The sequence below is a fragment of the Mycobacterium paraffinicum genome (assembly GCF_001907675.1).
In the GTDB taxonomy this organism is placed as follows: Bacteria; Actinomycetota; Actinomycetes; order Mycobacteriales; family Mycobacteriaceae; genus Mycobacterium; species Mycobacterium paraffinicum_A.
On sequence record NZ_MPNT01000044.1, the window covers coordinates 21,041 to 40,767 of the forward strand.

The window sequence follows — 19,727 nt, forward strand, 5'->3', positions numbered from 1 at the left end:
CCGGGCCCAATGGGATCGGGGGTGCCTTCGTTGGTAGTTCTAGTGAGCGTGACCGTGGTGGTGACCGGCGTGCTCGTCCGCCTCGGCGGGCTTGTCGACGATGGCCGTCTCGGTGGTGAGCACCATGCGCGCCACCGACGCCGCGTTGACCACCGCGGACCGGGTTACCTTGACGGGGTCGATCACGCCCTCGCCGATCAGGTCGCCGTAGGTGAGCGTGGCGGCGTTGAGCCCGTGCCCGGCCGGCAACTCGCTGACCTTGCTCACCGCAACCGCGCCGTCCAGGCCCGCGTTGGTGGCGATCCAGTACAGCGGCGCGGCCAGCGCCTCGGAGAACACGGCGACGCCCGCGGCCTGGTCGCCGGACAGCGATCCCCGCAGCTCCTTCAGCGCGTTGCGCACCCCGATGAGGGCCGAACCGCCGCCAGCGACGATGCCCTCCTCGACGGCGGCCTTGGCGGCCGCGACGGCATCCTCGACGCTTTCCTTGCGCTCCTTGAGCGCGGTCTCGGTCGCGGCGCCCACCTTGATCACGGCCACGCCGCCGGCCAGCTTGGCCAGCCGCTCCTGCAGCTTCTCGCGGTCCCAGTCGGAGTCGCTCGCCTCGATCTCGGCGCGCAGCTGCTTGATGCGCGCCTCGACCGCGTCCTTGGAGCCGCCGCCGTCGACGATGATGGTGTCGTCCTTGCTGACCACCACGCGACGCGCCGAGCCCAGCACATCGGTGCCGACCTCGCGCAGCAACAGGCCGGCGTCGGGGTTGATCACCTGCCCGCCGGTCACCACCGCCAGGTCCTCGAGGAAGGCCTTGCGCCGGTCGCCGAAGAACGGCGCCTTGACCGCAACCGCCTTGAGCGTCTTGCGAATCGAGTTGACGACAAGCGTGGCCAGGGCCTCGCCCTCGATGTCCTCGGCGATGATCAGCAGCGGCTTGCCCGATTCGGCGACCTTCTCCAGCATGGGAAGCAGGTCGGGCAGCGAGCTGATCTTCTCCTGGTGCAACAGGATCAGCGGCTCGTCCAGCACGGCTTCCTGCGAGTCGAAGTCGGTGACGAAATACGCCGACAGGAAACCCTTGTCGAAGCCGACGCCCTCGGTGAACTCCAGTTCGGTGCTCAGCGTCGAGGACTCTTCGACGGTGACGACGCCGTCGGCGCCGACCTTGGTCATCGCCTCGCCGACCAGCTCACCGAGCTGCTCGTCGCGCGACGACACCGTCGCCACCTGAGCGATGCCGTCCTTGCCGGACACCGGGGTGGCCGCGGCGAGCAGCGCCTCGGACGCCGCGTCGGCCGCCTTAGAGATTCCGATGCCGAGCTCGATCGGGTTGGCGCCGGCCGCAACCAGCCGCAGCCCACCCTTGACGAGCGCCTGCGCCAGCACGGTCGCGGTGGTGGTGCCGTCGCCCGCCACGTCGTTGGTCTTGGTGGCCACCGACTTGACCAGCTGGGCGCCCAAGTTCTCGAACGGGTCTTCCAGCTCGATCTCGCGCGCGACGGTCACGCCGTCGTTGGTGACCGCGGGCCCACCAAAGGCCTTGGCCAGCACCACATGCCGGCCGCGCGGCCCCAGGGTCACCCGGACCGCGTCGGCGAGCGCGTTGACACCGGCCTCGATCGCGCGGCGCGCGGTCTCGTCGTACTCAATAACCTTGCTCATCAGGCTCCTTCAGGGGCGATAACGCGGGCCGCCCCGGAAATCACCCGCGGCCATGCGCGGGGATTGCCGGGGCGGACCACGGTGCTTACTTCGATACGACGGCCAGCACGTCGCGCGCCGACAGGATCAGGTACTCCTCGCCGTTGTACTTGATCTCGGTGCCGCCGTACTTGCTGTAGATGACGGTGTCGCCTTCCGAGACGTCGAGCGGAATCCGCTTCTCGCCGTCCTCGTCCCAGCGGCCGGGGCCGACTGCGACGACGGTGCCTTCCTGCGGCTTCTCCTTGGCGGTGTCAGGAATGACCAGACCGGATGCGGTCGTGGTCTCGGCCTCGTTGGCCTGCACGAGAATCTTGTCCTCGAGTGGCTTGATGTTCACCTTCGCCACGATTGGAGCCTCCACTAGTTAGATCGGGTCCGGGGCGGGGTGCCCCAGAGTTATCAAGGGATTCGGCAGTCGTCCGTGCCCGAGCGCCGTCGTCGCGGGTGCCGGCACAGGGTTTGGCCGATTGCCACCTAGCACTCTATACACGAGAGTGCTAGCACTCAAGGGCGCCCCGCTGCGTATCGGGTATTCGCTCTAAGCGATCACGTCACCTGGGCTTTTATCACCGGCAGGCCCGGGTCGCTGGGCGCATCCAGCGGGGAGGGCGGCGCCCCGGCGGCCACCAGGTGCGCGGCGAACGAAGCGATCATGGCCCCGTTGTCGGTGCAGAGCCGGGGCCGCGGGATCCGCAGCGTCAGCCCGGCCGCGGCGCATCGCTGCTCCGCCAGCTCCCGCAGGCGCGAATTGGCGGCCACTCCCCCGGCGATCAGCAGGGTCGAGACCCCGAGCCCCGTCGCCGCGCGCACCGCCTTCAGGGTCAGCACGTCGGCGACGGCCTCCTGAAAGCCCGCGGCGACGTCGGCGTTCACCGCGTCCGGGTGGCTCTCCAGATAGCGGGCGACGGCCGTCTTGAGCCCCGAGAAGCTGAAGGCGTACGGCTCATCCCTCGGGCCGGTCATGCCGCGCGGGAACGCTGGGATCTCCGCGGGCTCCCGGCCGCAGGTGCGGGCCAGGTCGTCGAGCACCTTGCCACCGGGGTAGCCCAGCCCCAGCAGCCGGGCCACCTTGTCGTAGGCCTCGCCGGCGGCGTCGTCGACGGTGCTGCCCAGCTCGACGATCGGTTCGCCCAGGGACCGCACGTGCAGCAGGTGGGTGTGTCCCCCGGACACCAGCAGCGCCACACACTCGGGCAGCGGCCCGTGCTCGTAGACGTCGGCGGCCAGGTGCCCGCCCAGGTGGTTGACGGCGTAGAACGGCACCCCCCACGCGGCCGAATACGCCTTGGCCGCCGCCACTCCCACCAGCAGCGCGCCGGCCAGGCCGGGGCCGATCGTGGCGGCGACGATGTCGGGCTTGCGCACCCCCGCCGCCGCGAGCGCGCGGCGCATGGCCGGGCCGAGCGCCTCCAGGTGGGCCCGGGACGCGATCTCGGGGACCACGCCGCCGAAGCGGACGTGTTCGTCGACGCTGGACGCCACCTCGTCGGCCAGCAGCGTGACGGTGCCGTCGGCGTCGAGCCGCGCGATGCCGACTCCCGTTTCGTCGCAAGAGGTTTCGATGGCCAGGATGATCGTCACGGGCGGGCCCCCACCCGGCGCATCGTGTAGGCATCGGCGCCGCTCGCGCGGTAGTAGCGCCGACGCAGGCCGATCTGCTCGAATCCCACGCTGCGGTACAGCCCGATGGCCGCCTCGTTGTCGGTGCGCACCTCCAGGAAGACCGCGCCTCCGTCGGCGAAGACGAGCAGCTCGTCGAGCAACCGGCGGCCGATGCCCTGCCCCTGGTACGCGGCGTCCACGCCGATGGTGTGCACCTCGTACTCGAACGGCGGGGTGCGGCCCAGCCGCGAGATCCCGGCATACCCGACCAGGGTGTCGCCGGCGCGCGCGCCCACGTAGTGGTTGTGTGGGCTGGCCAGTTCCCGGTTGAAGGCCGCGGCGGGCCACGGGTCGTCGCCGTCGAACAGCTGCCGTTCGAGCTCCGCGCAGCGCGCCGCGTCGGCGGAGGTGAGCGCCCCGAGCGTCACGGGCTCGCGGGTGGCGGTCATTGCCGCGCCGCCATCGGCTTGGCGTCCGGGCGGCGCAGATACAGCGCCACCAGCGGCAGCGGGCGCTCGGTCCAGTCGGGCACCGCGGCGACGAGCCCGGCCGGCGTGGGGTAGACCGGCCCGCGGTGCGGCAGGCCGAACAGCGCCGCGTGCTCTTTCGAGCCGGCCACCGCCTCGGCGGGGCCCGGGTCGACGTCGGTCGGGGCGTTGACCCCCGGCCCTTCCATCCGGAATCCGTCGCGGTAACGGGCCCAGTAGATCTCGCGCCGGCGGGCGTCGGTGACCACCAGCGTCTCGCCGGTGGTGCGCACGCCGATGGCGTCCAGGCTGCACACGCCGCGCACCGGGATGTCCAGCGCGTGCCCGTAGGCGGCGGCGGTCGCCATTCCGGCCCGCAGGCCGGTGAAGGGGCCGGGGCCGCAGCCGACCACGACGGCCTCGAGGTCGGCCATCGTCAGCCCGGCGTCGGCGAGGGCGGCCACCACGTTCGGGGTGAGCCGTTCGGCGTGCGCCCGGGCGTCGACGGTGACCCGCTCGGCCAGCACGGTCAGGTCGTCGCGCCGCACGATCCCGGCCGTCACGGCCGGGGTGGCGGTGTCGAGGGCGAGGACGATGCTCACGAACGAACCCACTGCCACGACGCGATCCGCACGTCCGATCCGCTGAGGCGTTCCAGACGAATGTCGAGGTGCCGCTCGGCGAGGCGTTCGACGATGCCCTCGCCCCACTCCACGACCACCACCGCGTCGTCGAGATCGGTGTCGAGGTCGAGCGAGTCGAGCTCGCCGAGCAGGTCGGCGCGGTCTTGATCCAAGAGCCGGTACATGTCGACATGAATCATCGTCGGTGCTCCGGGCCGCCGCGGCGGATGCACCCGCGCCAGCACGTACGACGGCGAGGTGACCGGGCCGTCGACGTCCATTGCCGCGGCGATTCCCTTGGCCAGCACGGTCTTTCCCGCGCCGAGCGGGCCGGTGAGCACCACGACGTCACCCGCCTTCAGCTGCTCGCCGAGCCGCGACCCCAGCGCGACGGTGTCCTCGACGCGTTCGAGGGTGGCCGTGCCCTCACTCGCCACGGTGCCGCAGCCTTTCCCGCATCCACCGGGCGGCCAGGGCGGCGCGGCCCGGGTTGGCCCGCTTGACCAGCCGTACCAACCCGTCGTTGATCGCCTCGGGCTTGTCCAGCAGCGCGAGGTGGCTGGCCCCGGGGACGACGACCAGCTCGGAGCGCGGCAGTGAGGCCGCCATCTTGCGGGAGTATTCGTCCGGCGTCAGCAGGTCGTGATCGCCGCAGGCGATCAGCGTGGGGATGCGCAGCAGGGTCCACAGGCCGGCGGTCTCGTCGTGGGCTTCCAGCGCATCCAGGAACTCCACCATGGTCGGGATCGGGGTGCCGTTCATCATCCGCTGCGAGAAGGCGTCCAGGCTGCGGCTGACATGCAGGTCGCTGAAGGAGGCGGCCCGCAGGACCGGGCCGATCAGCGAGCGCGACACGTTGCGACCGCGGTGCATCAGCTTGGGCGCGGAGCGCGCGGTGAACCGAAATGCTTCCAGCGCAGGGTTTTTCAGAATCTCACCGAGCGGCGATCTGGCTACACCTTCGGCCGCTGAGGAGATCAACGCGGCGCCGACGATCCGGCGTCCGTACTGGTCGGGGAATTGGCGGGCGTGCGACAACACCGTCATGCCGCCCATGGAGTGGCCGACCAACACGACCATGCCGCGCGGGGCCACCACCTGGAGCACGCTTTCCAGGTCTCTGCCGAGTTGGGTCAGCGTGTAGCTCTCCGGCGGGGCCTCGTCGGACTGCCCGTGCCCGCGCTGGTCGTAGAAGACCATCCGGACGCCGGGGCCCAGGTGCTGCGGCAGCCGCGTCCGCTGGAAATGAAAGGCGCCCATCCGCAGGCAGAATCCGTGGACGAAGACCATGGTCAGCGGGGCGTCCGCGGGGCCGGCCTCGCGAATCGCCAGCGACACCCCGTCCGGGGTGGTCACCACGGAGCGGCGGTCGTCGTCGATCGTGTCGAAATCCTCGTCGGCGTAAGGGTCTTCGGCGCCATGGGTGCGCTGGACCATCGAGCGGCGGGCCGAGGCTCCGACGATGGTGGCGAGAGCCGTCACCCCCGCCCCTCCCGCGAGCCAAGCCCTCCCCCGTTGGCGCCTGCGAGTTCTCTCACGGCTCAATGGTTTGCGCCTCGCGGTAGGTCCGGGTGATGCGCCCGCGCGGGCTGGTCACCACTTCGTAGTGGATGGTGCCGAGCAGGTCGGCCCAGTCTTGCGCGGTGGGTTCCCCGCCGGTGCCGGGTCCGAACAGGATCGCCTCGTCGCCTTCAGTCACGTCGGTGCTACCGGGCCCGAGGTCGACGACGAACTGGTCCATGCAGATCCGGCCGACGCCGGGGCGCCGCTTGCCGTTGATCAATACTTCCAATCGCCCCCCCAGCGAGCGGAACACGCCGTCGGCGTAACCGACGGGCAGCAGCGCCAGAGTGGTGTCGCACTCCGCGGTCCAGGTGTGCCCATACGATACGCTCTCCCCGGCGCGGATCGACTTCACCAGCGCCACAGGGCATTTCACCGTCATCGCCGGCATCAACCCCATGTCGCCGAGCTCGGGCACCGGGCTCAGGCCGTACACCGCGACGCCGGGCCGCACCAGGTCGAACGCCAGGTCGGGGCGCGACATGGTGGCCGACGAGTTCGCCAGGTGCGCGATCTCGAACCGCACCCCCTGCTCGCCCGCCTGCGCCAGCATCTCGCTGAACCGTTGCGCCTGAAGGTCATTGACCGGGTTGGCCGGCTGGTCGGCGAACACCATGTGTGACATCAGGCCGCGCAGCCGGATGGCCTCCTCGGCGACGGCGCGGCGAAGCGCGGCCAGCATCGACGGGTACTGCGACGGGTGGACGCCGTTGCGGTTAAGTCCGGTGTCGACTTTCACCGTGACCGTCGCGGTCCGGCCGGTGCGGCGCGCGGCGTCCAGCAGCTCGTCGAGCTGGCGCTCCGAGGAGACGGCGATCTCGACGTCGGCCAGCAGCGCGGGCCCGAAGTCGATGCCGGGCGGGTGCAACCAGGCCAGCACCGGTGCGGCGATGCCGTCGGCGCGCAGCGCCAGCGCCTCGGCGACGGTGGCGACGCCCAGCTCGGCCGCCCCACCGGCCAGCGCCGCGCGGGCGGCCGGGGTGGCGCCGTGGCCGTAGCCGTCGGCCTTGACGACGGCCATCACCTGCGCGCGGCCGGCGTGCTCGCGGAGCAACCGCACGTTGTGCTCAATGGCGCCCAGGTCCACCCGGGCCTCGGCGAGGAGGCCAGGCGTCAGGGAGATCGGCGAAACGGCCCACCCTTTCATGGCCGCCATTGTCCCAGAATCGGCGGATGCGCCGCCCGCGCCAGGCCCCACGCTGTCACAGAAGCCACAGTGATCACATCAATCCCTCGGCGGGACGGCACCCGACGCGCCCGCCTCCGAGCGACAATCGACGACGTCAGCGCCGGGAGCCGGCCGGACGCCGCCGCGGCCCGAGCTGCCCCGCGCACCATCGCTGTGAGGCGGGCAACACGCGCGTCCCGTCCCCGACTGCGCCAACCGCTCAGTGCGCGAAGTGCTGCGCCTCGTAATGCCCGCCGGGCTTGAGCTTGTCCAGCGAGGTCAGGGCGGAGACGGCGTCGTCGTGCAGCGCGCGGGCCAGGTCGGCCGAGAGCCCCTCGCGCACCACGACGCGCAGCACCGAGACGTCGGTGGCGTTGTCGGGCATGGTGTAGGCGGGCACCTGCCAGCCGTAGGTGCGGAGCTCGTGCGAGACGTCGAACTCGGTGTAGCCGCGGTCGCCGGCCAGCCGGAAGGCGACCACCGGGATCGCCGAGCCGTCGGAGATCAACTCGCAGCGTTCGCTCACCCGCAGCTGCTCGCCCAGCCACCGCGCCGTCCCGGACAGCGCCTGCATCACCTTGGTGTAGCCGTCGCGGCCCAGCCGCAGGAAGTTGTAGTACTGGCCGACCACCTGGTTGCCGGGGCGGGAGAAGTTCAGCGTGAACGTCGGCATGTCGCCGCCGAGGTAGTTGACCCGGAAGACGAGCTCCTCGGGCAGGTACTCCTTGCTGCGCCACACCACGAATCCCACACCGGGGTAGGTCAGGCCGTACTTGTGGCCGCTGACGTTGATGGACACCACCCGGGGCAGGCGGAAGTCCCACTTCAGCTCGGGATGCAGGAAGGGCACCACGAACCCGCCGCTGGCGGCGTCGACATGCACGGGGACGTCCACCCCGCCGCCGGCCGCCAGCTTGTCCAGGGCGCCGCAGATGTCGGCGACCGGTTCCAGTTCGCCGGTGTAGGTGGTGCCCAGGATCGCCACCACGCCGATGGTGTCCTCGTCGACGGCGTCGACGACCTGTTCGGGGGTGATGACGTAGCGCCCCTCCTCCATGGGCAGGTAGCGGGGTTCGACGTCGAAGTATCGGCAGAATTTCTCCCACACCACCTGCACGTTGGAGCCCATCACCATATTCGGCCGGCGGCCCTCCCAGCCCTTACCGACCTTTTGCCGCCACCGCCACTTCATGGCCAGGCCGCCGAGCATCACGGCCTCGCTGGAGCCGATGGTGGACACCCCGCACGCGCTGTAGGGGTCGGCGTCGTTCAGTCCGTCCGCGTGGAACAGGTCGGCCACCATGCACACGCACCGCTGCTCGATGGCCGCGGTCGCCGGGTATTCGTCCTTGTCGATCATGTTCTTGTCGAACGTCTCGGCCATCAGCCGCCCGGCCTCGGGGTCCATCCAGGTGGTCACGAAGGTCGCCAGGTTCAGCCGGGAACTGCCGTCGAGCATCAGCTCGTCGTGGATGAAGCGGTAGGCGGCCTCCGGATCCATCGATTCGTCGGGCATGCGCAGCGCCGGCACCGGCGCGGTGAACAGGCGGCCGGTGTAGGCGGGGGCGATCGAGTGCGCGGGCAGCGACGGGTGTTGGGGCACGGGGTGAATCCTTCCTAGAGGGCGGCCAGCGCCGCCCTGATGTGCGGGACCATGCGGGACGATGACGTCGGCGCGTCACCGGGGCCCGGGTCGGCCGCCGACAACGCCGCCGCCCGCGCGTGGACGAACGCGGCCGCCGCGGCCGCCTCGGCCGCCGGCAGGCCCGCCGCGAGCAGCGCGCCGATCATGCCGGACAGCACGTCCCCGGAACCGGCGGTGGCCGCCCAGGACTGCCCGGCCGGGTTGAGGTACACCGGGCCGCCCGGATCGGCGACGACGGTGACGTTCCCCTTGAGCAGCACGGTGGCGCCGAAGGTGTCGGCCAACTTCCGGCACGCGCCCACGCGGTCGTCCCCGGGGGGACTCCCCGCCAGGCGGGCGAATTCGCCGGCGTGGGGCGTCAGCACCGTCGGCGCGGTGCGGTTGGCGACCAACTCGGGGTGCGCCGCCAGGATGGTCAGCCCGTCGGCGTCCACGATCACCGGCAGGTCGGTCTCCAGCGCGAACCACAACGCGGCGGCCCCGGTGTCGTCGGTGCCCAATCCTGGTCCGACGACCCAGGATTGGACCCGTCCGGCCGACGCGGGCGTGGGTGACGCGATCACCTCCGGCCAGTGCGCGAGCACCTCGCGGTGCGCGCTGCCGGCGTAGCGGACCATGCCGGACGTCGCCGCGACGGCCGCCCCGGTGCACAGCACCGCGGCCCCGGGATACGTCGAGGAACCGGCCATCACGCCGGTGACGCCCTGGGTGTACTTGTCGTCGTGGGGTCCGGGCACCGGCCAGCGCGCGGCCACGTCGGCCGCCTCGAAGCCCAGCACGTCCGTGTCCGGCAGATCGAGTCCGATGTCGATGAGCGTGACCCGCCCGCAGTCGGCCAGCGCGTGCACGGGCTTGAGCCCGCCGAAGGTCACGGTGGCCGCGGCGTGCACCGCGGGCCCGCTGATCGCCCCGGTCGCCACGTCGACGCCGCTGGGGATGTCGACCGCGACCACCGGGATCCCGGCATCGTCGACCGCGGCGAACACCTCGGCCGCGGCCGGGCGCAGCGGCCCGGAGCCGGAGATCCCCACCACCCCGTCGATGACGAGATCGGTTGTGGGCGAGACACTTTCGACGACCCGCCCGCCCGCCTTCCGAAACGCCGCCAGGCCCTTGCGGTGGGCGCGTTCCGGGTTGAGCAGCACCGCGTCGGCGGCCGCGCCGCGGCGGCGCACGAAGGTGGCGGCCCATAGCGCGTCACCGCCGTTGTCCCCCGACCCGACGACCGCGCACACCCGGCGGCCGGCCACCCCGCCGGTGCGGGCGCGCAACTCGGCGACGATCTCGGTGGCCAGCCCGAAGGCCGCGCGCCTCATCAGCGCGCCGTCGGGCAGGCTGGCCAGCAGCGGCGCCTCGGCCTGGCGGATCGCGTCTACGGAGTAGTAGTGCCGCACCATAGCCACATTACGGGTCAGCGTCCGCGCGGCTCAGGCCGATGCCTCGGGCGACCGGGGCCGTCGCGCGATCGCCCGCAGGCGCGCCGGACTCAGCTGCCGGGGGTCCTGGTGCCGCGTCATCGGGTAGAAGCACAGGCCGACGAGGATCGAGGTGAAATGCCCGATTGCGGTGAAGTTCAGCTCAATACGGTCCATCGTGATCAACGGGAAACCGAAGACGATGAATAGCACCCCCAGATAGCCCCAGCGCCATGGTCGTGCGATGTGGTAGGCCAGCACGGCCATCACCCCGACCAGGAAGTAGCTCACGCCGATGTCGCGGGCGTGCACCAGCCGTTCGGAGGCGTCGTGTTGCTCGATGGCGAAATACAGCAGGCCCTCGCTGAAATAGGTGGACAGGATGTGCGCGCTCAATCCCACTGTCAGCCAGCGCAACTGGCCCAGCCAGTGTTCGGCCGGCGCCAGGAACAACGAGAACAGGATCAGGTACGGGGTCAGGTTGTCGCCGTCGATCCACAGCAGGCTGGAAAACAGCACATCGAGCGGATCGCGCGCCAACCCGTGGATGTTGGTGGAATGGTGCATCAGCATCGAGTGCAGTTGCCGCTGGGGCAGCCAGTGCTGGATGAGCGTCGTGACGAACAGGACGAGCAGCCAGCCGTACGTCAGCGGCGCGCCGCTGACGTAGTGCCAGACCGACAGCCCCATGCCGCGCAGTCGGGACCGCACCGGTGCTTTCGTCACGTCATTACCTTTGCACGCGGACGGTTGGGTTGCCGCACCTAAGCGGCGGGTGTGCCGGGCCGTTGGGCCTCCGGCCGCAGATGCCTCCACCAGCAGGCGATGTAGAGCAGCATCGATATCACCAACACGACGAGCACCCAGAGGACAATGGTGATATCGATCCAGCCGCCGAACGGCGGCGAACCCGGTAGCGCGTTGCGCAACGGCACCACCGCGAAAAGCATTGCCGCGTACCACGTCGTCATCGGCGGCTGGAACTTTCGCCGGTCACGCAGCGTCTGGACCGCAACGAAGAGGCCGATCGCGGCAATGGCGATGAGCACGGCGCAGATGACGATGCCGAACGCCGCCGCGCTCAGGGACCGATGCAGGGTCACTCGGTACGGACCGAGCCCTCCGTCGTTGCTGGCGGTGACCTGCCAGCCCGGGAGGTGATTGACGAACGTGGCGGGCAGGCGCTCGGGCACGCCCCCCTCGCCTCCATGCAAGAGTTCGACCTCGATCGGCCCCGAATCGTAGTGGTCGAAGGGCCACCTTTCGATTTCACCCGCGATCGTCACCGGGACGGGGAACACGCCGGGGAGCATGCCCTTGGTCCAGGTCCGGCGGGTCGGCGTCGCGGCCGATCTCACCCAGAGGCTGAGGTCCTCGTTGAGGTGCTGGGTCTGCGGATCCAGCAGTGCCGATCCCGGTGAAATCGCCAAATTGATAACGAGGACACTGTAATTCGACTGAATGTCTTCGACCGAGAATGTCGCCGTACTCGTATCGCCCGCAGGCGGCACCTCCGCCCGGTGATGCGCCGTGCGGCTTTGGGCGTACAGCGCAACCGACGCGACGTATGCCGCCACGATGGACACGATGAGACCTACGACGGCGAACCTCATACTGCACTCGCCGGCGCCGCAGTGACCTCGGGCCTCAGATGCCGCCACCAGCAGGCGATGTAGAGCAGCATGGACACCACCAAGACGACGAGCACCCACAACACCAGGGTGATATCGACCCAGCCGCCGAAGGGCGGCGAACCCGGAAGCGCGTTGCGCAGCGGCACCACCGCGAACAGCATCGCCGCGTACCACGTCGTCATCGGCGGCTGGAACTTGCGCCGGTTACGCACCGTCTGCACGGCGACGAAAAGGCCCAGTCCGGCGATGGCGATCAGCACGGCGCAGATGACGATGCCGAACGCCGCCGCGCTGAGCGAGCGGTGCACGCTCACCCGGTAGGGGCCGGTCCCGGCGGCGGACAGCTGCCAACCGGACAGGTGGTTGACGAAGGTCACCGGTAGCCGTTCGGTGACGGTCTCGCTGCTCCCGCGCGTGAGTTCGATCTCGATCGGCCCCGAACCGTAGCGGTCGAAGGGCCAATTCTCGATCTCCCCCGCGATGGTCAGCGGGACGGGAAAGACACCGGGGAGCATGCCCTTGGTCCAGGTCCGGCGAGTGGGCGTCGCCACGGATCGCACGCGGAGGCCGAGGTCTTGGTTGAGATGCCCGGTTTGCGGATCCAGCAGGCCCGATCCCGGCGAGATGGACAGGTTGGCCATCAGCACGCTGTAGTTCGACCCAATGTCCTCGACGACCAACGTCGCCGCGCTGCTCTCACCCCCGGCCGCCGTCTGCGGGCGGAGCTGGCGCCCCCCGCTGTTGGCGTACAGCGCGACCGAGGCGACGTACGCCCCGACGACGCCCACGATCAGAGCCACGACGCCGAACTTCACGACCGCCCCCCTAGCCGATGTCGAAAAGCGTTGAAAAGAAGCCGGTTTCAGGCGGACGGCGCCGGGACCGAATCCGGCTGCGGAGCGACCACCGGAGGCTCCGGCCTCAAGTGGCGCCACCAGCACACGATGTAGATCAGCATCGCCGACACCAACGCGACGATCACCCAGAGCACGATGGTCACGTCGATCCACGCCCCGAACGGGGGCAGGCCGGGAAGCGCGTTGCGCAGGGGTACCACCGCGAAGAGCATCGCCGCGTACCACGTCGTCATCGGGGGCTGGAACTTGCGCCGGTTGCGCAGCGTCTGGACCGCGACGACGACGGCGAGGCCGGCGATGGCGATGAGCACTCCGCAGATGACGATGCCGAACACGGCGGTGCTCAACGCGCGCCGCACCTGCATGCGGTACGTCAGGTGGCCCGGGATCTGGGTCATGGAGACCTTGAAGCCCGATAGGTGGTCGATGAGTCGCACCGGGATGAGGATGGGGGGCTTCGTCGTGTCGCCGCCGGGGAAGAGTTGCACCTCGATCGGCCCCGACGCGTAGTTGTCGAACGGCCAGCGTTCCAGGTGACCGGCGATGGTCAGCGGGAGGGGGAAGACGCCGGGAAGCATGCCCGGCGAATAGTCCTTACGACTGGGTTGAGCCGACGATCGGACGCGAAGCACCAGATCCTGTTTGAGGCGGTGGGTGACCGGATCCAGCAGCGCGGGACCCGGTGCGACAGCGACATTGGCGACGACGGCGCTGTAGTTGGACTGCATCTCTTCCACGGTCAGGGTCGCCATGCTCTGGGCGGCCGTCTCCGCGGTATCGCTCAGGGTGCCGGGAGCGGACCCTTCAACGGTGTCCTTGTAGAGGCCCACCAACGAGATGTACGTCCCGAGTATGAGCACGACGAGACCCACCGTGGCGAGTCTCTTGGCCGCCGTCCGCATGTTGCTCCTACCCTGTGGCGTTGCTCTTCCGAGGGGCAATCTTATGGACCGGCCGCGCATCTCGCGGCGATACGGCCGAAGCCGTTCGCAATTCGACGGTTTCGGGCTTGGGGCGTCAGCTAGGCCGCTTCGGGTCGCAGATGCCGCCACCAGCAAGAGATGTAGAGCCCCATCGATATCCCCAACACGACGATCACCCACACCACGATCGTGATGTCGATCCAGCTTCCGAACGGCGGCGCGTCGGGCAGCGCATTGCGCAGCGGCATCACCGCGAACAGCATTGCCGCATACCAGGTCGTCATCGGCGGCTGGAATTTGCGCCGGTCGCGCGACGTTTGGACGGCGACGAACGCGCCCAGGCAGGCGAGCCCGATGAGGACACACAGGATGGCAACCCCGAACACCACCGTGCTCGACGTCCGGAACAGGTCCACCCGGAACGGGCCGGTCGGATCCGCGTCGTTGACGCGGACCACGTCGATGTTCCAGCCGAGCAGACGGTCGACCAGGGTCACCGTCGCGGGCACGGGTGTGTGCTCGGGGCCGGACGACAGTTCAGCGACGACGGGCCCCGAATGGTATTCGTCGAACGGCCAATCCGCGACTTCGCCGGTGAGGACCAGCGACACCCGAAACACGGTGGGCAGCGTGCCTTTCGGCCACGTCTGCCTGCTGCTCGTGGCCGTCGAGGCGGCGTAGATGTGGAGGTCGTCCTTGAGGGTGTGGGTGCGGGGGTCCAGCAGTCCGGGGCCGGGCTGCACGGTGATGTTGGCGATCAGGACACTGTTGTGCGACTGGATCTCCTCGACGTCGTTCGTCAACATCGTTCCGTCGCCCGCCTGTGTACCTTGCACCACGACATGGGGATGGCCCATGCCGCCGTCGACGTACAGGACGATCGAAACGACATAGGCGCCGATCAGCAGCACCACACCGAACGCGGCCACCCTCAGGCGGCGGCTACTCCACGGTGACGGACTTGGCGAGGTTTCGGGGTTTGTCAACGTCGTAACCGCGGGCCTGGGCAACCGAGGCGGCGAACACCTGAAGCGGGATGGTCGACAGCAGCGGCTGCAAAAGGGTTGATACCGACGGGATTTCGATCAGGTGGTCCGCATAGGGCCGCACGGTGTCGTCGCCCTCCTCGGCGATCACGATGGTCACCGCGCCGCGCGCCTGGATCTCCCGGATGTTGGACAGCAGCTTGGCGTGCAGGGTGGCCTGGCCCTTGGGCGAGGGCATGACGACGATGACGGGCAGGTCGTCCTCGATCAGCGCGATGGGGCCGTGCTTGAGCTCGCCGGCGGCGAATCCCTCCGCGTGCATGTAGGCCAGTTCCTTGAGCTTGAGCGCACCCTCCAGCGCCACCGGGTAGCCGACGTGGCGGCCCAGGAACAGCACCGTCGAGGACCGGGCGAAGCGATGCGCCAGCGCGGCCACCGGATCGATCATCGCGAGCACCCGCGCGACCAGGTCCGGCATGGACTCCAGCTCCCGGTACTCCCGCTCGACCTCGTCGGGGTACTTGGTGCCGCGGGCCTGCGCCAGGGCCAGGCCCACCAGGTAGTTGGCGGTGATCTGCGCCAGGAACGTCTTCGTCGAGGCGACGCCGATCTCGGGGCCGGCGCGGGTGTAGAGCACGGCGTCGCATTCGCGCGGGATCTGCGAGCCGTTGGTGTTGCAGATGGCCAGCACCTTGGCCTTCTGCTCCTTGGCGTGCCGCACGGCCTCCAGCGTGTCGGCGGTCTCCCCCGACTGCGAGATGGCGACCACCAGGGTGCTGCGGTCCAGCACCGGGTCCCGGTAGCGGAATTCGCTGGCCAGCTCCACCTCGACCGGCAGCCGGGTCCAGTGCTCGATGGCGTACTTCGCGAGCAGCCCGGAGTGGTAGGCGGTGCCACACGCCACGACGAACACCTTGTCGATCTCGCGGAGCTCTTGATCGGAGAGCCGCTGCTCGTCGAGCACGATCCGGCCGTCGACGAAATGCCCGAGCAGGGTGTCGGCGACCGCGCCGGGCTGCTCGGCGATCTCCTTGAGCATGAAGTACTCGTAGCCACCCTTTTCCGCGGCGGCCAGGTCCCAGTCGATGTGAAACTCGCGGTACTCGACGTCGGTGTTCCCGTCGAAGTCGGTGATGCGGTAGCCGTCCGCGGTGATCACCACGGCCTGATCCTGGCCGAGCTCGATGGCGTTGCGGGTGTGCGGGATGAACGCCGCGACGTCGGAGCCGACGAACATCTCGCCGTCACCGATCCCGATGACCAGCGGGGTGGAGCGGCGGGCGGCGACGATGGTGCCGGGCTCGTCGGCGTTGGTGAACACCAGCGTGAAGTGGCCCTCCAGCCGGCGCAGCACGGCCAGCACCGAGCCCGCGAAGTCACCGGCGGTCGCCCCGTGCCGGTAGGCCTGCGCGACCAGGTGCACCGCCACCTCGGTGTCGGTGTCGCTGGTGAACTCGACGCCGTAGGCCTCCAGCTCGTGGCGCAGGCTGGGGTAGTTCTCGATGATGCCGTTGTGGACGACGGCGATCTTGCCGGCGGCGTCGCGGTGCGGGTGCGCGTTGCGGTCGGTCGGGCGCCCGTGGGTGGCCCAGCGGGTGTGGCCCAGGCCGGTGGTGCCGCCCAGCGACTCCGGCGGCATCTGCGCGACCGCTTCCTCCAGATTGGCCAGCCGGCCGGCGCGGCGGCACACGGTGAGCGTTCCGGCGCCGTTGACCAGCGCGATGCCCGACGAGTCGTAGCCGCGGTACTCCATCCGGCGCAGCGCATCCATGACGACCTTGCAGGCAGGCTGCTGCCCGACGTAGCCGACGATTCCGCACATTCGAACCAGGGTAGTGCAGGTGGGACCCCAACCCCGCACTCCGCGGTGACGGTCAGGCCGCCCACCTGCGCAGAAGGCCTGTTTTGACCGAAACCCGCCGGCCGGCGGAGCCCGCCGGTGGGTGACCGCTGGTCTCGCACTGGAGCGTGACGCCGCGGGTCCGCGGGTCAGCCGGGTCGCCTCCCGGCACCGGTGCCGGGCCGACCCGCCCGGGCCCGCTGACCATCCCCTTTACATCGCCTTCATAAATGGTAGAAACGCTTTTCACCTGATGTATTTGTGACGTTTTCGCTTGCTTCATCGCCGTACCAATTTACCTACTTAGGATTCTGGAATCGGCTACTACCGGCAACCGCCTAAGTCACCAGAAAGGACAGCTTCGTTGACGCCCGCCTGATCACCACCGCTTGGATATCCTCGCGGATAACCAGCATATATGCCCGGAGCGCGATCATATCTTCGTAGCAATAGCCGCTTTATACAGACATCAATGATGATAGTCCAGCTATCTAAACTCGGCGTTTGACAATGTGTCAATAATTTAGGCTTTGACACCAATCGCTTAAGGCACCGGATAGCTAACGGTTAGTAAATGTTAATCCGAAATTCCGCACCCCTTCTTCTAGGAGAGAATCATGACCGCTGTTTTGTTCGACGACGTAATGACCGAGCTGCCCGCGCCCACCCTGACGCTCGCGCCGGCGCCCGCCCCCAAGCCCGCGCCCCGGCGGCGTCACCGCGAGCCGATCGCCAGCGGCGACCCGATGGTCGACACGGCCGCCCGGTTACTGACCTTCCCGTTGCGCCACATGTACGCGGCGCTCTGGCGGGTGGGCGTCATCGAGGTCATGGCCTGACCGGGATGCGCTAACGTCGACGCGTGGCCCGCACCCGCAAGCTGTTCGCAGCCCTCAATCGTCGTGGTCCGCACCGGGTTTTGCGTGGTGACCTGGCCTTCGCCGGTTTGCCCGGGGTGGTGTACACCCCGGAGGCGGGGCTGGGTCTGCCCGGCGTCGCGTTCGGGCACGACTGGCTGACCAAGGCCGGCCGGTATGCGGGTCTGCTCGAACACCTCGCGTCCTGGGGCATCGTGGCCGGCGCTCCCGACACCGAGCGCGGCCTGGCCCCCTCGGTCCTGAACTTCGCCTTCGACCTCGGCACCGCGCTGGACATCGTGTCGGGTGTGCGGCTCGGGCCGGGCAAGATCAGCGTGAATCCCGCCAAGCTCGGCGTGGTCGGGCACGGTTTCGGCGGCTCGGCCGCGGTGTTCGCCGCGGCCGGCATGCCCAACAAGCTGGCCGCGGCGGCCGCGCTGTTTCCCGCCGTCACCAGCCCCCCGGCCGAGGCCCCGGCCGCGACCTTGAGGCTTCCGGGGCTGATCCTGACCGCGCCGGGCGATCCGAAGTCGTTGACATCGAACGCGCTGTCGCTGTCCCGCGCGTGGGACGCCGCGACGCTGCGTGTCGTCAGCAAGGCTCAGCCCGGCGGCCTGGTGGAGGGCCGGCGGCTGACGAAGGTGTTCGGTCTGGCCAGCCCGCACCGGCGCACGCAACGGACGGTGCGCGCGCTGCTCACCGGTTACCTGCTCTACACGCTGGGCGGCGACAAGACCTACCGCGACTTCGCCGATCCCGACGCGCAGTTGCCCAAGACGGAGCCGCTGGATCCCGGGGCCGCCGCCGTGCCGCTCGAGGAGAAGATCGTCGCGCTGTTGAAGTGACGCGGTAACGGGTAACCCGGCCGGCTGGACTTCCCGAGCCCCCGCGGCGTGCCGGCGCCGTCGTGGTATCTGTCGTTGATGCGAATCGGGATCGCGCTGGATTATTCGGGCGGCTTCCACCAGGCCGTCGATCGCGTGGTGGAACTCGAGAAGGCCGGCATCGACGTCGCCGTGGTGGCCGAGGCGTACGCCTTCGACGCCGTCAGCCAGCTGGGATACCTGGCGGCCAAGACGAACACCGTCGAGCTGGCCTCCGGGGTGTTCCCCATCTACATCCGCACCCCCTCGCTGCTGGCGATGACGGCCGCGGGGCTGGACTTCGTGTCCGACGGCCGCTTCCGGCTGGGCATCGGCACGTCCGGGCCGCAGGTGATCGAGGGTTTTCACGGCGTCGAGTTCGACGCGCCGCTGGGTCGCACCCGCGAGATCGTGGAGATCTGTCGCAAGGTGTGGCGCCGGGAACGCCTGCAACACAACGGCAAGCACTACCAGATCCCGCTGCCGCCCGACCGCGGGACGGGTCTGGGTAAGAGCCTGCAACTCATCAATCATCCCGTGCGCGAACGGATTCCGATCACCATCGCCGCGCTGGGCCCGAAGAACGTCGAGCTGACCGCCGAGATCGCCGAGGGCTGGCAGCCCGTCTTCTACCTTCCCGACAAGGCCGCGTCGGTGTGGGGCGATGCGCTGGCGGCGGGCGCCGCCAAGCGGGATCCCGCGCTGGGGCCGCTGGACGTCATGGTGCACGCGTCGGTGGCCATCGGCGACGACGTCGACGACCGGCTGGCGTGGGTGAAGCCGCAGCTGGGCCTCTACCTCGGCGGGATGGGCGCCAAGGGCCGCAATTTCTACCATGCGCTGGCGACCCGTTACGGATTCGGTGAGGTCGCCGACCGCATCCAGGAGCTGTATTTGTCGGGCCGCAAGCGCGAGGCCATCGACGCGGTGCCCGACGAGCTGGTGCGCGGCATGTCGCTGGTCGGCCCGCGCGGCTACGTCGCCGAACGCTTGGCCGCGTTCGCCGAGGCCGGCGTGACGACCCTGCTGCTGAGCCCGCTGGCCACCGACCGCGCCGAATCCGTGCGCTACGTCGAGGACGTCCTGCAGCTGCGGCCGGCCTGACCCGTCACTGCCCCGCCTGCGGCAGCTGATCCGCGGCGATCTCGCAGGGCGTCTTGCCGTCGGTGGGCGGCGGCGGCCCGCCCGCCGTCGGCGCGGCAACCGGCGCGGGGGCGACGGGCTGCGGCGCGTCAACCGGTGCCAGGCCTTTCGGCGCCGGCGCGTCGACCGGCTCCGGAGCATCGGCCGGCCGCTCGGGTGCGTCGGCCGGCGGAGCCGCCGCGTCGGGCTTGGCCCCTTCGGCGTCCGCGACGGTCTCGTCCTTCGCCGGTTCGTCGTCCTTGTCGTCGGGCTGGAAAGGGTCGTCGTCGAAGGCGTCGCCCCCGTCGAAGGCGTCGCCCCCCGACCCGTCGTTCGCCGAGCCGATCAACCCGCCGACCGCGTCGACGATCCTGCTGGCCAATCCGAGCAGACCCTCACCGCCGCCGCTGCCGAGCCCGCTGCCGAGTCCGCCGCCCAGATCACCCGCCGGCATGCCGGCA

General features: G+C 69.7%; 19 protein-coding genes and 1 pseudogene. 3 read left to right on the forward strand and 17 right to left on the reverse strand.

The features are described 5' to 3' along the window. Positions 1 to 39: 39 nt before the first annotated feature. The 16 genes from groL to glmS all read right to left on the reverse strand — a co-directional run bounded on the left by groL (position 40) and on the right by glmS (position 16,406). On the reverse strand, positions 40 to 1,659 hold the full coding sequence (gene groL / locus BRW65_RS28005; RefSeq protein WP_073880291.1) for a chaperonin GroEL: 1,620 nt from the start codon (positions 1,657 to 1,659) through the stop codon (positions 40 to 42). An 85-nt stretch (positions 1,660 to 1,744) separates the two neighbouring features. Continuing rightward, positions 1,745 to 2,047: a co-chaperone GroES gene (groES, locus tag BRW65_RS28010; RefSeq protein ID WP_007167930.1), complete on the reverse strand. Its 303-nt coding sequence runs from the start codon at positions 2,045 to 2,047 to the stop codon at positions 1,745 to 1,747. 200 nt (positions 2,048 to 2,247) lie between these two features. After that, positions 2,248 to 3,282: a tRNA (adenosine(37)-N6)-threonylcarbamoyltransferase complex transferase subunit TsaD gene (gene tsaD, locus BRW65_RS28015; RefSeq protein ID WP_073880293.1), complete on the reverse strand. Its 1,035-nt coding sequence runs from the start codon at positions 3,280 to 3,282 to the stop codon at positions 2,248 to 2,250. Continuing rightward, positions 3,279 to 3,752 (reverse strand): ribosomal protein S18-alanine N-acetyltransferase, encoded by a 474-nt coding sequence (gene rimI, locus BRW65_RS28020; protein ID WP_073880295.1) that lies wholly within the window; start codon positions 3,750 to 3,752, stop codon positions 3,279 to 3,281. The genes tsaD and rimI overlap by 4 nt, the downstream gene beginning before the upstream one ends. Continuing rightward, complete coding sequence (gene tsaB / locus BRW65_RS28025) at positions 3,749 to 4,384, reverse strand: tRNA (adenosine(37)-N6)-threonylcarbamoyltransferase complex dimerization subunit type 1 TsaB (protein WP_244168251.1); 636 nt, start codon at positions 4,382 to 4,384, stop codon at positions 3,749 to 3,751. Before tsaB ends, rimI begins: the two co-directional genes overlap by 4 nt. After that, on the reverse strand, positions 4,369 to 4,830 hold the full coding sequence (gene tsaE, locus BRW65_RS28030; RefSeq protein WP_073880297.1) for a tRNA (adenosine(37)-N6)-threonylcarbamoyltransferase complex ATPase subunit type 1 TsaE: 462 nt from the start codon (positions 4,828 to 4,830) through the stop codon (positions 4,369 to 4,371). The genes tsaB and tsaE overlap by 16 nt, the downstream gene beginning before the upstream one ends. Further along, on the reverse strand, positions 4,820 to 5,875 hold the full coding sequence (locus tag BRW65_RS28035; protein ID WP_208611942.1) for an alpha/beta fold hydrolase: 1,056 nt from the start codon (positions 5,873 to 5,875) through the stop codon (positions 4,820 to 4,822). The genes tsaE and BRW65_RS28035 overlap by 11 nt, the downstream gene beginning before the upstream one ends. A 52-nt stretch (positions 5,876 to 5,927) precedes the next feature. Then, positions 5,928 to 7,103, reverse strand: a complete 1,176-nt coding sequence (gene alr, locus BRW65_RS28040; RefSeq protein WP_073880322.1) for an alanine racemase — start codon at positions 7,101 to 7,103, stop codon at positions 5,928 to 5,930. Between the two features lie 241 nt (positions 7,104 to 7,344). Then, positions 7,345 to 8,727 (reverse strand): glutamate decarboxylase, encoded by a 1,383-nt coding sequence (locus BRW65_RS28045; RefSeq protein WP_073880300.1) that lies wholly within the window; start codon positions 8,725 to 8,727, stop codon positions 7,345 to 7,347. 14 nt (positions 8,728 to 8,741) lie between these two features. After that, the gene (locus tag BRW65_RS28050; protein ID WP_073880326.1) at positions 8,742 to 10,163 is read right to left on the reverse strand and encodes a bifunctional ADP-dependent NAD(P)H-hydrate dehydratase/NAD(P)H-hydrate epimerase; all 1,422 of its coding nucleotides are present in this window, start codon (positions 10,161 to 10,163) and stop codon (positions 8,742 to 8,744) included. A 33-nt stretch (positions 10,164 to 10,196) separates the two neighbouring features. Beyond that, positions 10,197 to 10,874: a rhomboid-like protein gene (locus BRW65_RS28055; protein WP_073880302.1), complete on the reverse strand. Its 678-nt coding sequence runs from the start codon at positions 10,872 to 10,874 to the stop codon at positions 10,197 to 10,199. Between the two features lie 74 nt (positions 10,875 to 10,948). Further along, the gene (locus BRW65_RS28060; RefSeq protein WP_073880304.1) at positions 10,949 to 11,797 is read right to left on the reverse strand and encodes a DUF4436 domain-containing protein; all 849 of its coding nucleotides are present in this window, start codon (positions 11,795 to 11,797) and stop codon (positions 10,949 to 10,951) included. Beyond that, entirely contained in the window at positions 11,794 to 12,633 is an 840-nt protein-coding gene (locus tag BRW65_RS28065; protein WP_073880305.1) for a DUF4436 domain-containing protein, read from the reverse strand. The genes BRW65_RS28060 and BRW65_RS28065 overlap by 4 nt, the downstream gene beginning before the upstream one ends. Positions 12,634 to 12,680: 47 nt before the next feature. Continuing rightward, complete coding sequence (locus tag BRW65_RS28070) at positions 12,681 to 13,577, reverse strand: DUF4436 domain-containing protein (RefSeq protein ID WP_073880307.1); 897 nt, start codon at positions 13,575 to 13,577, stop codon at positions 12,681 to 12,683. Between the two features lie 119 nt (positions 13,578 to 13,696). Then, complete coding sequence (locus BRW65_RS28075; RefSeq protein WP_073880328.1) at positions 13,697 to 14,533, reverse strand: DUF4436 domain-containing protein; 837 nt, start codon at positions 14,531 to 14,533, stop codon at positions 13,697 to 13,699. A 7-nt stretch (positions 14,534 to 14,540) separates the two neighbouring features. Then, positions 14,541 to 16,406: a glutamine--fructose-6-phosphate transaminase (isomerizing) gene (gene glmS / locus BRW65_RS28080; RefSeq protein WP_073880309.1), complete on the reverse strand. Its 1,866-nt coding sequence runs from the start codon at positions 16,404 to 16,406 to the stop codon at positions 14,541 to 14,543. A gap of 635 nt (positions 16,407 to 17,041) precedes the next feature. On the opposite strand from glmS, the gene BRW65_RS28085 reads away from it, so the two are divergent. The 3 genes from BRW65_RS28085 (at position 17,042) to BRW65_RS28095 (ending at position 19,248) form a co-directional block, all read left to right on the forward strand. After that, a complete protein-coding gene (locus BRW65_RS28085) occupies positions 17,042 to 17,263 on the forward strand; it encodes an Rv1535 family protein (RefSeq protein ID WP_073880311.1) in 222 nt (73 codons plus the stop codon). 23 nt (positions 17,264 to 17,286) lie between these two features. Then, positions 17,287 to 18,126: a dienelactone hydrolase family protein gene (locus BRW65_RS28090; protein WP_073880313.1), complete on the forward strand. Its 840-nt coding sequence runs from the start codon at positions 17,287 to 17,289 to the stop codon at positions 18,124 to 18,126. A 78-nt stretch (positions 18,127 to 18,204) separates the two neighbouring features. Further along, positions 18,205 to 19,248 carry an LLM class F420-dependent oxidoreductase gene (locus BRW65_RS28095; protein ID WP_073880330.1) on the forward strand — a complete coding sequence of 348 codons (1,044 nt, stop codon included), beginning with the start codon at positions 18,205 to 18,207 and terminating at the stop codon, positions 19,246 to 19,248. Positions 19,249 to 19,252: 4 nt separating this feature from the next. Here BRW65_RS28095 and BRW65_RS28100 read toward each other — a convergent pair. Next, positions 19,253 to 19,727, reverse strand: a pseudogene (locus BRW65_RS28100) (hypothetical protein); the annotation flags it as partial.